Annotated in this window: 13 protein-coding genes; 6 read left to right on the top strand and 7 right to left on the bottom strand. The window is 68.6% G+C overall.

Annotated features, from left to right (window positions below; genetic code table 11):
• The first annotated feature begins 113 nt into the window (after nt 1–113).
• Nucleotides 114–1724: a sulfatase gene (locus tag ACFVKT_RS28925; RefSeq protein ID WP_385737329.1), complete on the top strand. Its 1611-nt coding sequence runs from the start codon at nt 114–116 to the stop codon at nt 1722–1724.
• A gap of 10 nt (nt 1725–1734) precedes the next feature.
• Here ACFVKT_RS28925 and ACFVKT_RS28930 read toward each other — a convergent pair whose 3' ends face one another.
• Nucleotides 1735–2136: an ATP-binding protein gene (locus ACFVKT_RS28930; protein WP_385736843.1), complete on the bottom strand. Its 402-nt coding sequence runs from the start codon at nt 2134–2136 to the stop codon at nt 1735–1737.
• 473 nt (nt 2137–2609) lie between these two features.
• On the opposite strand from ACFVKT_RS28930, the gene ACFVKT_RS28935 reads away from it, so the two are divergent.
• Entirely contained in the window at nt 2610–3380 is a 771-nt protein-coding gene (locus ACFVKT_RS28935; RefSeq protein ID WP_385736845.1) for an FkbM family methyltransferase, read from the top strand.
• Nucleotides 3381–3503: 123 nt separating this feature from the next.
• Here the strand turns inward: ACFVKT_RS28935 and ACFVKT_RS28940 are convergent, their stop codons facing one another.
• The 3 genes from ACFVKT_RS28940 to ACFVKT_RS28950 form a co-directional block, all read right to left on the bottom strand.
• Nucleotides 3504–4271 carry a CDP-alcohol phosphatidyltransferase family protein gene (locus ACFVKT_RS28940; RefSeq protein ID WP_385736848.1) on the bottom strand — a complete coding sequence of 256 codons (768 nt, stop codon included), beginning with the start codon at nt 4269–4271 and terminating at the stop codon, nt 3504–3506.
• 254 nt (nt 4272–4525) lie between these two features.
• The gene (locus tag ACFVKT_RS28945) at nt 4526–5875 is read right to left on the bottom strand and encodes a metallophosphoesterase (protein ID WP_385736851.1); all 1350 of its coding nucleotides are present in this window, start codon (nt 5873–5875) and stop codon (nt 4526–4528) included.
• A gap of 15 nt (nt 5876–5890) precedes the next feature.
• Nucleotides 5891–6163, bottom strand: a complete 273-nt coding sequence (locus tag ACFVKT_RS28950; protein ID WP_385736854.1) for an SCO4848 family membrane protein — start codon at nt 6161–6163, stop codon at nt 5891–5893.
• On the opposite strand from ACFVKT_RS28950, the gene ACFVKT_RS28955 reads away from it, so the two are divergent.
• Nucleotides 6102–7541: a D-alanyl-D-alanine carboxypeptidase gene (locus ACFVKT_RS28955; RefSeq protein ID WP_385736857.1), complete on the top strand. Its 1440-nt coding sequence runs from the start codon at nt 6102–6104 to the stop codon at nt 7539–7541. The two genes, ACFVKT_RS28950 and ACFVKT_RS28955, sit on opposite strands and share 62 nt — an antisense overlap.
• Here ACFVKT_RS28955 and ACFVKT_RS28960 read toward each other — a convergent pair.
• The 3 genes from ACFVKT_RS28960 to trpS form a co-directional block, all read right to left on the bottom strand.
• The gene (locus ACFVKT_RS28960) at nt 7495–8442 is read right to left on the bottom strand and encodes a YihY/virulence factor BrkB family protein (RefSeq protein ID WP_385736860.1); all 948 of its coding nucleotides are present in this window, start codon (nt 8440–8442) and stop codon (nt 7495–7497) included. The two genes, ACFVKT_RS28955 and ACFVKT_RS28960, sit on opposite strands and share 47 nt — an antisense overlap.
• Nucleotides 8443–8580: 138 nt before the next feature.
• Nucleotides 8581–9165, bottom strand: coding sequence for a 2'-5' RNA ligase family protein (locus ACFVKT_RS28965; protein ID WP_385736863.1), 585 nt, complete (start codon nt 9163–9165; stop codon nt 8581–8583).
• Between the two features lie 249 nt (nt 9166–9414).
• Nucleotides 9415–10428, bottom strand: coding sequence for a tryptophan--tRNA ligase (trpS, locus tag ACFVKT_RS28970; protein WP_385736866.1), 1014 nt, complete (start codon nt 10426–10428; stop codon nt 9415–9417).
• A 78-nt stretch (nt 10429–10506) separates the two neighbouring features.
• On the opposite strand from trpS, the gene ACFVKT_RS28975 reads away from it, so the two are divergent.
• The 3 genes from ACFVKT_RS28975 to ACFVKT_RS28985 all read left to right on the top strand — a co-directional run bounded on the left by ACFVKT_RS28975 (nt 10507) and on the right by ACFVKT_RS28985 (nt 13158).
• A complete protein-coding gene (locus ACFVKT_RS28975) occupies nt 10507–11130 on the top strand; it encodes an RNA polymerase sigma factor (protein ID WP_385736869.1) in 624 nt (207 codons plus the stop codon).
• Nucleotides 11123–12133, top strand: a complete 1011-nt coding sequence (locus ACFVKT_RS28980; RefSeq protein ID WP_385736872.1) for a hypothetical protein — start codon at nt 11123–11125, stop codon at nt 12131–12133. Before ACFVKT_RS28975 ends, ACFVKT_RS28980 begins: the two co-directional genes overlap by 8 nt.
• Before the next feature lie 272 nt (nt 12134–12405).
• Nucleotides 12406–13158, top strand: coding sequence for a hypothetical protein (locus tag ACFVKT_RS28985; RefSeq protein ID WP_385736875.1), 753 nt, complete (start codon nt 12406–12408; stop codon nt 13156–13158).
• The last annotated feature ends 117 nt before the right edge of the window (nt 13159–13275 follow it).

Genomic DNA, 13275 nt, shown 5'->3' on the forward strand with positions numbered 1-13275 from the left:
CCGAAGCTGCCCCCGAAGCGGCCTCGGGTCACGATCGGCGAGACCGGCGCGGTTGGTGGGGCCGGCGCGTCTGGCGTGGCTGGCGTGACAGGCACCCCGGCGCCGCGTCGGTGGTGTCGTTGACCACCACCGTCCTCGCCACCGTGCTCGTACTGTTCACGCTGCTCATGTCGAACAACTCCATCGGCCTGGTCCCGCTCGCCTTTGTGCGCATCCCGGTCGAGGCGATCTTCGGGGCTGCGGTCCTGATCGCCCTTCCGCGCAAGCCGCGGGTGATCGTGGCGGTGCTCGCGGGGCTCGCCCTCGGCGTGCAAATGGTCCTGAACCTCCTCGACATGGGCTTCCGGGAGTACCTGGGGCGGGACTTCAACATGGTCCTCGACTGGACGTTGTTCGCCGACGCGCACACGTACCTCCAGGACACGATCGGCAAGGCCGGCACGCTCGCCACCGTCGTCGCGGCTCTGGCCCTCGTCGTCGTCGTGCTCGTCGTCATGACACTCGCGGTCGTCCGGCTGGGCAACGTCATGGGCCGGCACACCGCCGCCGCGACGCGCACGACCCTGGCCTTCGGCACCGTCTGGATCACCTGCGCGGCGCTCGGCCTGCAGTTCACGCCCGACCTGCCGCTCGCCGCCGACCGTGCGGCCGCTCTCGTCCGTCTCCGCGCGGAGTCGGTGCAGGACACCCTGCGGGACGAGGCGGAGTTCGCCAAGGTGGCCAAGAAGGACGTCTTCGCCGACACCCCGCCGGACCAGTTGCTGACGGACCTGCGCGGCAAGGACATGATGATCACCTTCATCGAGAGCTACGGCCGCAGCGCGATCGAGGACCCGCTCATCGCGCCGGGGGTGAACGCGACCCTCACGGCCGAGAACGAGAAGCTGCAGGAGGCCGGGTTCGCGGCGGAGAGCGGCTGGCTCACCTCGGCGACGTTCGGCGGAAGCAGCTGGCTGGGCCACTCCACCTTCCTGTCGGGCCTGTGGATCAACAACCAGCAGCGCTACCGGACCGTCACCACGGGCGACCACATGACCCTCACCAGCGCGTTCCAGAAGACGGGCGCCTGGCGCACGGTCGGCATCATGCCGGGCGTCCAGAAGACCTGGCCGGAAGCGGAGTTCTTCGGCCTCGACAACGTCTACGACTCGCACCACCTCGGTTACGAGGGGCCCAAGTTCAGCTGGTCGCCCATGCCCGACCAGTTCGCGCTGGCCGCGTTCGAACGCCTGGAGCACGGCAAGAAGCAGGACAAGCCCCTGATGTCGGAGATCATCCTGACCTCCAGCCACCAGCCCTGGGGCCCCATCCCCAAGATGGTCCCGCAGGACCAGCTCGGCGACGGCTCGATCTTCGACGCCATCGAGAAGGAGGGCACGGACCCGGCGGAGCTGCTCACCAACTCCACCAGGTCGAAGGAGGAGTACGGCAAGTCCATCCAGTACTCGGTGACCAGCCTCATCGACTACCTGGTGCAGTACGGCAACGACAACACCGTGCTCATCTTCCTCGGCGACCATCAGCCCAGGACCCGGGTCACCGGCCCCCACCCCAGCCATGACGTGCCGGTCTCGATCGTCGCCAAGGATCCCAAGGTCCTCGAAAAGATCGCCGACTGGGGCTGGACGGACGGGCTCCAGCCCAACAAGACCACGCCGGTCTGGAAGATGAGCGACTTCCGCGACCGTTTCCTGACGGCGTACGGCTCCACGCCGACGCCTTGATGACAGGCCGTCAGCGGGAGGCCGGCACCAGCACCCACACCGTCTTCCCGTAGCGCCCCCGGTTCCATACGCCCCACGCCTCGGCCAGGCTCTCCACGAGGTGAAGGCCGCGTCCGGTCTCCTCCCACTCCGCGACCGTCCGCAGCCGGGGCTCGGCGAAGCCCTCGTCGGAGACCTCGATGAAGCAGGAGCCGTCGGCGAGGGCGGTCACCGCGACCTCGAACTCCCGCTCAAGGAGGGGGCCGTGGCGTACGGCGTTGGTCACCAGCTCCGAGACGAGCAGGACGGCGTCCGCGAGGGCGGGGTCGTCGGTGCCGTGTCCCCAGTCGGCCAGATGGTCGCGTACACGGCGCCGGGCGAGACCGACGGACGCCGGATGCCGGGGCAGCCGAAATGAGTTGCGTCTCAGCACATCTGCTCCTCACCCCGCACACGCCTCCGACACATGGTGCTGCGTTGGGCAGGGGCGCGATGTCACTGGGGTGAGTGCCGACCCATGGGATCACGACACTTGTCATACTCCAGTGATCGCGTCGGCTGTCATATCCAGCTCAGCCGCCAGAGGCGGAGGGCCCCGGTCCGCCCACCGAATACCGGCCGCGGCCGACGTCCTCCCTGCTGAGTACATACTCCTTGCGCTGCCGCAGGGGAATCAGCGGAGCGGACCGCCCTCCCCCAGCTCTCAGTGCCGGCGAGCAGAGCTCCCCACCCCCACCCCAACGAGTAATTAAACGACGCCGCCCGACAACAATTCCGAACTACGTCCGGCACCCCCACTCCCCACCCCCCTCCCCCCTTCCCCCTCCCCCCTCCCCCCCCATTCGGCATTACATGAAGCCCACACCGACCTTATTCCTCACGGCCCACCCCGGGGTACAATCCCACATGGACTTCAACACCGCAGCGCTCGAATCCCTCAAGGCCGATCCGACGACTTCTCCGATCCACCGGTCGCTCAATTTCTACTACGGGAATGCCGGCCAGGACGCGGCGATGGACGCTTTCTACGCACAGTTCGTACGGCCCGGAGACCTGGTTTTCGACATTGGCTCCCACGTCGGCGATCGCATTGGCAGTTTTCGCCGACTGGGGGCACGCGTAACTGCAGTCGAACCGCAACCCCTCTGCATCCGCGCCATTCGAGAAATCTACGCGGGCGACGAAGACGTCATATCCATCGAAGCCGTGTGCGGCGCACACGAGGGCGCAGCGAAGTTCTATGTCAACTCACTGAATCCCACCGTATCCACGGCATCGGCGGAATTCATCAAGGCGGCTGACGGAGCAGGCGGCTGGCAAGACCAGGTATGGGACGCAGAGATGGACGTGCCGGTCGTCACATTCGACAGCCTCATCAAAACGTACGGTACGCCCGCATTCGCCAAGATAGACGTCGAGGGCTTCGAAGCCTCAGTACTGGCCGGACTCAGTCATCCATTGCCTGCGCTGTCGTTCGAGTTCACGACGATCGAACGGGCAGTCGCGCAGCGCTGCCTCGACCGCGTGACGGAACTGGGGTTCGGGCTCTTCAACGTGTCCATGGGCGAGAGCATGAGCCTGGAGTTCGATGAGTGGGTCTCGTCAAAGACGATGGCCGCTCACATCCTGGCGCTTCCGCATGAGGCCAACTCGGGCGACATCTACTGCCTGTCGTAGCCGGCTGAGGCCCCGTCACCACCAGCCAGGACACCGCTGCTTTCCCACGACTTGTCCGTTCGGACCACGCCTCCTCGCGATCTCTCCGCGAGGGAAACGATCAAGCTCTCCCAAGCCGCTCAACTACCGCAGCACGAACTCAAGCTCAGCGGTACTGAATCGCGTCAGCCGCTTCCGAGCAGCCGACTGCCTCCACAAATAAGCCACATCGATGCCGAACGACCAGACCAGCGAGCCGATGGAGAGCGCAACGCAAACCTGCGCCATTTGCACGGGCAGCAGACCCGCACTCACCACAACCAGCACAACACCTTGCGAAGCGGCCACAACCTTTCGTGACACTCGAGGCAGCAGCGGGGCACACAGCCACGGCATCGCCCATGATGCCAACACGAAGGTGTAGCGGAAAAGCCCGATCGCAGCGGCCCACCACCCGAGAGACGTCGCGATAAAGACGCTCAGGACAATCGCCAGGACGGAGTCCGCTTCCATGTCGAACCGTGCACCGAACCTCGAAGCGGTTCCTGTGCGGCGGGCGACCTGGCCGTCTACGGCATCGAGAATCAGGGAAAGTGCGGCCAATCCGATCAACGCCGGCCGATACACGCCTCCGCCAACGGAGTCGGCGACGAGCGCCGCCACACCACCGGTCAGAATCAGCCTGCCGAAGGTGACCGTGTCAGCAGGTCCCCATTGGTGAACATCGGGCTGTTGCAGAGCGCGAGAGAGCAGGACCCACGTAACAACGGAATACCCCAGCCCCACAAACCAACCGGCAACGCCGAGGCTCACTGTCACCCCCAGCAGAACAAGAACAGCCGCCTGGGCCACGACGCCCAGAGTCGGCGGGTAGATCCGCAGAGCCACTTCCCGCTGTGCGAGATCCGTCACCGTTCCTCCTAAAACCCACCCGTCAGGACGGCCCGGTCTCGGCGCCGCACCCTGACCAATACGTCCGCCGACGCCAGACCATTCAAAGCCGGGGCACACCCCTTGCTTATTTCGGTCCAGGAACCCCGTCACTCACGGTGAACAGGCCACCGGCACTCCGGAGAACGGCACGCAGGGCGGACAAGGGGTACCACGCCACCGGCGAACGTCCCGCGCGCCCTACCGGAGCAACCAGAGGAATCTGCCCTGAACCATCAGGCCTGCCGTGAGGCCAGCTCCACCACGGTGATGTCCGACGGGGCCCCCACCCGAGTAGGCGGCCCCCACGCGCCCGCACCCCGGCTGACGTACAACTGCGTGTCTCCGTACCGCTCCAGCCCCGCCAGGGTCGGATTGGCCAGGTCCGCCACGAAGTTGCCGGGCCACAACTGCCCGCCGTGGGTATGGCCGGAGAGCTGGAGGTCGACGCCATGTTCGACAGCGTCGTGGATCTGGACCGGCTGGTGGGCCAGCAGGACGCTGGCCCGCGAGGTGTCGCGGTCGCCGAGCGCCTTGGCGAAGTCGGGACCCTGTCCCTCACTCTCGCCCGCCACATCATTGACCCCGGCGAGATCGAAGGCGGCCAGCTCCACGCGCGCGTTCTCCAACGGGTGCAGCCCGAGCCGCCGTACCTCCTCGACCCACTGCTCGGCACCGGAGGAGTACTCGTGATTGCCCGTGACGAAGAACGCCCCGTGCCGGGCCTTGAGCTGAGCGAGAGGTGCCGCCGCCGGCCCGAGGTCCTTCACACTGCCGTCGACCAGGTCGCCGACGACGGCGATGAGGTCGGGCTGGGTCGCGTTGATGGTGTCGACGACCTTCTGCGCGAAGCCCCGGCCCAGAACGGGCCCCAGGTGGATATCGCTCACCACCGCGATCCGGAACCCGTGCGCGGAGCGCGGCAGCTTGGCCAGCGGCACGGTCACCCGCTTGACGGAGGGCCCACGCAGGACGCCGTACGTCCCGTACCCGACAGTTCCGACGGCGGCAGCAGCCGCGGCTCCCCCGACCACGCGGGAGACGAAAAGCCGCCGAGACGGCCCAGCCCCACCACCCGCACCCGCAGAACCGGCCGAAGGGGACGTACCGGAACGTCCGCCCGCAGCGGCTGGCGCGTCAACACCGTCAGCTTCCGGAGCAGCCGATTCCGCGCCTGACCGAGGACGGATGCTCCGGTGCGGCCCCGACCCCACGACAACCGCGGGCGGGGAAACCTCAGCGGCCACACCAGGCTCACCGGCCCCACGCCGCTCCAGGAACCGCCGCAGCAAAGGCCGTACGACCTCCCCCACCAGCAGAGCCAGGGCGAGATACATGAACAGCGCCAGCCACAGGAACCCAGGCCAAGCCAGCGTCTGCTGGAGCCAGAAGGGCGCCCCGCTGCGCTCGGCGACGCGGGCCGTGACCATCGACACGGGCCCGGCGACGAACAAGACGGTGCCCAGGCGCCGGGCGAGCCCCGCCGCGCGGGTCGTGTCGCGCACCAGGCGACGCCACTCGTACCAGTGCAGTGCTCCGAGCGCGGCCACCACGGCCACCAGAATGAGCACAAAGACAACGACCACGGTCGCGTACCCCCGCTATGACGTCTGCTGTGAGGACGCCGGGTCCGACGACATCCGGCGCAAGGCGCGAACCCCGCGCAACCCGATGCCCCCCACAACCGTCCCCAGGACAAAGGAGACGACGGCGAGCGTCAGGTGCACCCAGAAGTACGCCGTCGGATCGCCCGCGTCGTCGAACGCGAGCCCGCTGCCGTCCTTGAACAGATTCTTGATGAAAGTGATCCAGATGACCCAGCTCCACACCCCGAAGGCGACCAGGAACCAGGAGACGGGGCGGGTGAGCTTCATGGGTTCAGTATCGCCGTCGCCGGCCGGGCTCCGGTGGCGGGGTGGGGAGGGGAGTAGGACTTCCCGCCCGGAGCCATGTAATTTCTCGACCGTGCCCGCCATCAACTCGACCCCGTCCGCCAGCAATAGGACCGCCCTGCGGCCCTTGCTGGTCGCTTCCGCCACCCTGCTGTCCCTCTCCCTCACCGCGCCCGCGTTCGCGCTCGCCGACGCGAGCCCATCTCCAACCCCCTCGGCCACACCCCCGGCGAAAATGTCGACAGTCGGCGGCGAACAGCTCGGCAGGGCCGGTACCCAGGTGAACCTCGGCACCGGCGCCCCCGTGCTGCCGAAGGACATCAGCGCCCGCTCCTGGATCGTCTCCGACGCCGAGTCCGGCGAGGTCCTGGCCGCCCACAACGCGCACTGGCGGCTGCCCCCGGCGAGCACCCTGAAGATGCTGTTCGCCGACACGCTGCTGCCGCTGTTCCCGAAGACCACGGAGCACAAGGTCGTGCCCTCCGACCTGGCGGGCATCGGCGCGGGCTCGAGCATGGTGGGGATAAAGGAGGACGAGACATACACGGTCCACGATCTGTGGCTCGGCGTCTTCCTTCGCTCCGGCAACGACGCCGTACACGTCCTGTCCGCCATGAACGGCGGCGTCGACAAGACGGTCGAGGACATGCAGGCGCACGCGGAGGAACTCCAGGCCCTCGACACCGAGGTGGTCAGTCCGGACGGCTACGACGCGAAGGGCCAGGTGTCGTCGGCGTACGACCTGACGCTGTTCGCCCGCTCCGGGCTGCAGAAGGCGGACTTCCGCGAGTACGCCTCGACGGTGTCGGCGAAGTTCCCGGGCGAGACGACGAAGGACAAGAAGGGCAAGACAACGCGCGGGTCCTTCGAGATCCAGAACACCAACCGCCTGCTCACGGGTGACAGTGACATCTCGCAGTACCAGGGCATCGCAGGTGTGAAGAACGGCAACACCACGAACGCGGGAGCCACCTTCACCGGCGTAGCCGAGCGCGACGGCAAGGTGCTGCTCGTCACGGTCATGAACCCGGAGAAGTCCGAGCACAACGAGGTCTACAAGGAGGCGGCCGCCCTCCTCGACTGGGGTTTCCAGGCGACGGGCAAGGTCGAGCCGGTGGGCGAACTCGTACCGCCCCAGGGCGTCGACACAAGCGCGCAGCCGGGCGCGAACGCGACCACGCCGGCCGCCGGCCCCGCGTCCTCGAAGCCGGTGGCCGCGTCAGCGCAGGCAAGCGACGGTTCGAGCGGCGTGGGGATCGCCCTGGCCGTCGCGGGCGGCCTCCTGGTACTGATCGCGGCAGGCGGCTTCCTGGTCAACCGCCGCTGGCCCCTGCCGGACCTGATGCGCCGCCGCCGCTGACCTCACCCTCCGCCCCGTCCTCCGCCTCGTCCTCTGCCTCTTCGTCCGCGTCCTCCTCGCTCTGCGTCGCCGTCCAGGCGGCGCAGAACAGCAGCAGCTTCGCGGTGAAGTTGATCCACAGCAGCAACGCGATCGGCACCCCGAACGCGCCGTACATGCTCTTCGACGCCACTTCGCTGATGTAGCCGCTGAGCAGCAGCTTGAGCAGCTCGAACCCGCCGGCGCCGATCAGCGCGCCGACGATGAGCCGACGGCGCGGCGGCTGGACGCCGGGCAGCAGTGTCAGGAGATACAGCAGGAGCAGAAAGTCGGCGAGTACGGCGACGGCGAACGCGGCGACGTGGAGCAGGACGCCTCCCCAGCCGTCCTCGTCGATCCCGATATGGCGGGCCGTCCAGCCGACCGCCGTGGACGCGACGGTGGAGGCTGCGACGGTGACGAGCATGGCGCCGCCGAGCCCGATGAGTACGCCCGCGTCCTTGAGCTTGGCCTTGAAGGGGTTCTCCTCCGAATCCGGCAGCTCCCACACCGCCCGCAGGCAGTCCCGCATCTGACCGACCCAGCCGATGCCGGTGAACAGCAGAAGGGCGCCGGCGATGACACCGACCGTGCCGGCGTTCTGGACCAGCGAGCTGATGTCGAGCTGGTCGGAGATGCCGGGCACCTGCTCGGCGATGTTGTCCTGGAGTTCTTGTTGCTGCTCGCTGCTCAATGTGGCGGCGGCGATCGCGGCGGCGACGGTGAGCAGCGGGAAGAGCGCGACGAAGCTGATGAAGGTCATCGCCGCGGCGAGCCGCGACCATTTCACCCGGTCGAGCCGCTCGTACGACCGCCACGCGTGCGTGGCCATCAAGCGAACGACCAATGGCCCCACGCCGGGAAGCTTCTTCAGCCAGTCCATGATCTGACTCTGCCCTCACCTCGGAAAACCAATGTGCGGGTACCCCAAAAGGGCCCGAGCAGGATCCCGTGTCGGCGGTACGGGACACGACACGCAGGCAGGACAAGGCAGTGGCGGCCGACCCCGCGACGGACTCCGTCAGTGAGCGGGCAGTGTGGTGTCGCGCTCCGCGGGCGCACAGGCCTGCGGAGGCACCACCGCGCCGCCGAAGACGAACTCCCGCAGCTGGCGCCAGACCCCGTCCGCGCCCTGCTCGTAGAGCGCGAATCCGGTGCACGGCCACGCGGCCGAGTACCCGGCGAGCTCCTCGTACGCGCGGTCCATCGCCTCGTCGTCGATTCCGTGTGCCACGGTGACGTGCGGGTGGTAGGGGAACTGCAGTTCGCGCGCCACGGGCCCGGAGGCGTCCCTGACCTGCTTCTGCAGCCAGGTGCAGGACTCGGCGCCGTCGACGACGCGCACGAACACGACGGGCGACAGCGGGCGGAAGGTGCCCGTCCCGGAGAGCCGCATCGGGAAGGGGCGCCCGGCGGCGGCGACCTCGACGAGGTGCGCCTCGATCGCGGGCAGCGCCGAGTCGTCGACCTCGGTCGGCGGCAGCAGGGTGACGTGCGTGGGGATGCCGGAAGCCGCGAGGTCGCCGAAGCCCGCGCGCTGCTCCTGGAGCAGGCTGCCGTGAGGCTCCGGGACCGCGATCGACACACCGATCGTTACGGTCCCCACGTCGTCTCCTGTCGTCGTATCGGTTCTTCTCGGTGCCTCGCGGGCAGGCGTGACCGCTTGGCTGGTACGGCTATCGACTGTACGGCGGTGCGGCCCGATCCCGGCTGTCGCGCGGGTGTTGTACTCGTCTCGTACTGGCTTACGGACTTGCTGTCGCCCTGTCGCCCTGTCGCCCCGCCGCCCAGACGCCCCTGACGGACCGGCCGACGGTGACCGCCCAGCCGGGGTACCTGGCCCCCGTACCGGCTGTCAGTGCTTGGCAGGCAGGAAGCCGACCCTGTCGTACGCCTGGGAGAGCGTCTCCGCGGCGACGGCACGCGCCTTCTCGGCGCCCTTGGCCAGGATCGAGTCGAGCGTCTCCGGGTCGTCCAGATACTGCTGGGTCCGCTCCCGGAAGGGCGTCACGAAGTCGACCATGACCTCGGCGAGGTCAGTCTTCAGCGCACCGTAGCCCTTGCCGTCGTACTTCTCCTCCAGTTCGGCGATACCGGTTCCTGTGAGGGTCGAGTAGATGGTCAACAGGTTGCTGATACCCGGCTTCTGCGCCGTGTCATACCTGACGACGGTGTCCGTGTCGGTGACCGCGCTCTTAACCTTCTTGGCCGTCGTCTTCGGGTCGTCGAGAAGGTTGATGAGGCCCTTCGGAGTGGACGCCGACTTGCTCATCTTGATCGACGGGTCCTGGAGATCGAAGATCTTCGCAGTCTCCTTGAGGATGTACGGCTTCGGCACCGTGAACGTCTCCCCGAAGCGGCCGTTGAAGCGCTCGGCGAGGTCCCGGGTGAGCTCGATGTGCTGACGCTGGTCCTCACCGACCGGGACCTCGTTGGCCTGGTACAGCAGGATGTCCGCGACCTGGAGGATCGGGTACGTGAAGAGCCCGACGGAAGCACGGTCGGCGCCCTGCTTCGCGGACTTGTCCTTGAACTGGGTCATGCGGCTCGCCTCGCCGAAACCGGTGAGGCAGTTCATGATCCAGGCGAGCTGGGTGTGCTCGGGAACATGGCTCTGGACGAAGAGCGTGCAGCGGTCCGCGTCGAGCCCCGCGGCGAGGAGCTGCGCGGCGGCCAGCCTGGTGTTGGCGCGCAGGTCCGCGGGGTCCTGCGGAAGAGTGATCGCGTGCAGGTCGACGACCATGTAGAACGCGTCATGGGACTCCTGCAGAGCCACCCACTGGCGGACGGCGCCGAGGTAGTTGCCGAGGTGGAACGAGCCTGCGGTGGGCTGGATTCCGGAGAGCACGCGGGGACGATCAGAGGCCATGGGGCCCATTCTCTCAGGTGACTCTCATTGCTCGGGAACAGGTGGGAACCGATTCGGCTCGAGCGGTGTAGCAAGAGTGTGAGGACGCGGGAGGGGGGCCGCATCGTCGTCGACGAGGCCGTGGTGATCGCACGGGTACGCGCCGGGGAGCCGGAGGCGTACGCGGAGCTGGTGCGCGCCCATACGGGCATCGCGATCAGAGCGGCCAAGGCGCTGGGGGCGGGTGCGGACGCGGAGGACGTGGTGCAACAGGCCTTCATCAAGGCGTACTGCTCGCTGGGGCGGTTCCGGGACGGCGCGGCGTTCAAGCCGTGGCTGCTGTCGATCGTCGCCAATGAGACGAGGAACACAGTGCGGACGGCGGTGCGCCAGCGGACGCTGGCCGGCCGCGAGGCCGCGCTCGTGGAGGCGGAGCCGCTGATACCGGAATCGGCGGACCCGGCGGTCGCGGCGCTGGAGATAGAGCGCCGCGCGGCACTGTCGGCCGCCCTGGACCGGTTGAGCGAGGACCACCGGCTCGTCGTGACCTACCGCTACCTCCTGGAGATGGACGAATCGGAGACGGCCCAGGCCCTGGGCTGGCCCCGCGGCACGGTGAAGTCACGGCTCAACCGCGCCCTGCGGAAGCTGGAGCGACTGCTGCCGGATTTCGAGCCCGGTAAACACCCGGAGTCCGAGGAGGGAGGTGATGAACATGAGTGAGCCGTACGAGCCCGGAGGCGCGGAATCGTCCTCCGGCGACCGGGATCGGCGCGAGCGTGGTCACGCGGCTGAGCGCGGGCATGGAAGTGGGCGCAGGCGCGGCCCCGACCCCGACCGTGACCGTGGGCGCGCAGGCGTCTCGCGGTTGCCCGAGGAGCTGCGGGCACTCGGGCGCTCGCTGGACCGGCCGGGGGAGGCCGGTAGCGAATCGATGGTCGAGAGGGTGCTGGAGCAGATACTCGCCGAGCGGCTGACGGTCCCGGTCCACATGCCCGTCCCGGACGCCGAGCCCCCCGGGCGCGACGAACGGCTGCGCGACGAACGGCTCCGGGGGGTGCGGCTCCGCTGGGTGCGCCGCTGGGCCCGGACGCGCTGGCGTGCGCTGACGGCGGGCCTGTGCGGCCTGCTCACGGTCCTCGTGCTCACGCCGCCGGTGCGCGCAGCGGTGGTGGACTGGTTCGGCTTCGGTTTCGGCGGTGTGGAGGTGCGGTACGACCCGTCGCCGGCGCCCTCTCCCGGAGCGAAGGTGCCCGGCTGCGAGGGCACCTCGCTGACACTCGCCGAGGCCGGACGGCAGGCGGGCTTCACACCACTCGTGCCCCCTGCTCTGGGGACGCCGGGAGTGGTGATGGTGACGCGCGAGCCGAAGGGCCGGTTCCTGGTCACCCTGTGCTGGCGCGAGCAGGGGCGCACGATCCGGCTGGACGAGTTCGCGGCACAACTCGACCCGACGTTCACCAAGATGGTGCCGGAGCAACCGGAGTGGGTGCCGCTGGGCGCGAGCACGGACTACGCGAACCAGGCGCTGTGGTTCCCCGAGCCCCATCTCCTGGAGCTCTGGCTGGTGGACGAGCACGGCGACCGGTTCACCCGCTCCCAGCGGACCGCGGGACCGACTCTGCTCTGGACGCACGGAGGTGACATGACCCTCCGGCTGGAGGGCGTGGCGTCGAAGTCACGAGCGGTGGAGATCGCCAAGTCCGTCAATAGGCCGGCCGATTAGCTTCCCAGCCCACGGGCCGCCCTCCGACGAGCCTTCCCCAGCCCACCGGCCGCCCCTCCCCGAGCCTTCCCCAGCCCACCGGCCGCCCCTCCCCCGCGTCCTCCCCAGCCCACCGGCCAGTCCGCCTCCCAGTCAGAAACCCGGTCCCGGAGCCGGGCCAAAACCGGTCCGAGCGGAATGGGAACCCCGACGCGTCGAGCGGTGTACCAGAAGTGACACGCAGAGTGCGGGCGGGCGCCGCACCGGGATCGACTGGCTGCTTGGGGGTTCGGATGCGCAGGATTCGTGAACTGGTCGGGGCGCTGGGGACGTTGGGAGCGCTGCGGGCGTTGGGGGCGTTGGCTATGGCGGTCGCCGTGGTGTTGCTGAGCGCACCGCTTGCGGCGGCAGGCGGCCCGACGAGTGTGCTGGTGGTCTCGCCGGAGAGCGAGGAGACGGCCGCGCTGTACTACTCGGACGAGGAATACGGCGAGTTGCAGCGCCTGCTCGGCGACCCCGCCAGCGGTTCACGCGAGGAGCCGCCCGGGCTGGGCGTGGGCGACGGCCGTCAGATCAACGTCACGTGGCTGGCCCACGACGTGTCGCCGTGGCGGGTCGACCGCGTGTATCCGGACACAGCAGGGGGCGGAGAGGTCTGGATACACACGGCCAACGAGGTGCCGCAATCCACGAACGGCTACTGGCACAAGGCCGCGCAACCGGACGAGGTGCGGGCGCTGTTCAAGTCGCTCGGCGTGCTGGGCGAGTCGTCAGGTGCGGGCTCCGGGGCGATCTACCCGGCGCCCTGGCAGGAAGAGGACGCCGCAGCCCCCGCCTCCGGGTCCACCGGGCAGTCCGTTGCGACGGCCACCGCGACGCAGGGCGACGGTACCGACTGGTGGTGGGCGATACCGGGAGCCGCGGCCGGAGCAGCGCTCGCGCTGGTACTGCGACCGCTTGTCCCGGAGGTGCGGCACCGACTGTCACCGGCCCGACGGCGGGCGGAGCGGGAGCCGGGACCGCGACAGGAGCTGATCGACTTGTAAGACCCCGGGACGCTCGCGAAGGTCGCGAAGGTCGCGAAGGTCGCGAAGGTCGCGAAGGTCGCGAAGGTCGCGAAGGTCGCGAAGGTCGCGAAGGTCGCGAAGGTCGCGAAGGTCGCG

Origin of the sequence: Streptomyces sp. NPDC127595 (genome assembly GCF_042671685.1) — a bacterium.
Lineage (GTDB): Bacteria > Actinomycetota > Actinomycetes > Streptomycetales > Streptomycetaceae > Streptomyces.

Excerpts from the sequence above, each read along its gene's own strand:
- ACFVKT_RS28935 (WP_385736845.1), top strand. The coding sequence starts at position 2,610 with ATGGACTTCAACACCGCAGCGCTCGAATCCCTCAAGGCCGATCCGACG.
- ACFVKT_RS28955 (WP_385736857.1), top strand. The coding sequence starts at position 6,102 with ATGACCCAGCTCCACACCCCGAAGGCGACCAGGAACCAGGAGACGGGG.
- ACFVKT_RS28950 (WP_385736854.1), bottom strand. The coding sequence starts at position 6,163 with ATGAAGCTCACCCGCCCCGTCTCCTGGTTCCTGGTCGCCTTCGGGGTG.
- ACFVKT_RS28960 (WP_385736860.1), bottom strand. The coding sequence starts at position 8,442 with ATGGACTGGCTGAAGAAGCTTCCCGGCGTGGGGCCATTGGTCGTTCGC.
- trpS (WP_385736866.1), bottom strand. The coding sequence starts at position 10,428 with ATGGCCTCTGATCGTCCCCGCGTGCTCTCCGGAATCCAGCCCACCGCA.
- ACFVKT_RS28980 (WP_385736872.1), top strand. The coding sequence starts at position 11,123 with ATGAGTGAGCCGTACGAGCCCGGAGGCGCGGAATCGTCCTCCGGCGAC.
- ACFVKT_RS28985 (WP_385736875.1), top strand. The coding sequence starts at position 12,406 with ATGCGCAGGATTCGTGAACTGGTCGGGGCGCTGGGGACGTTGGGAGCG.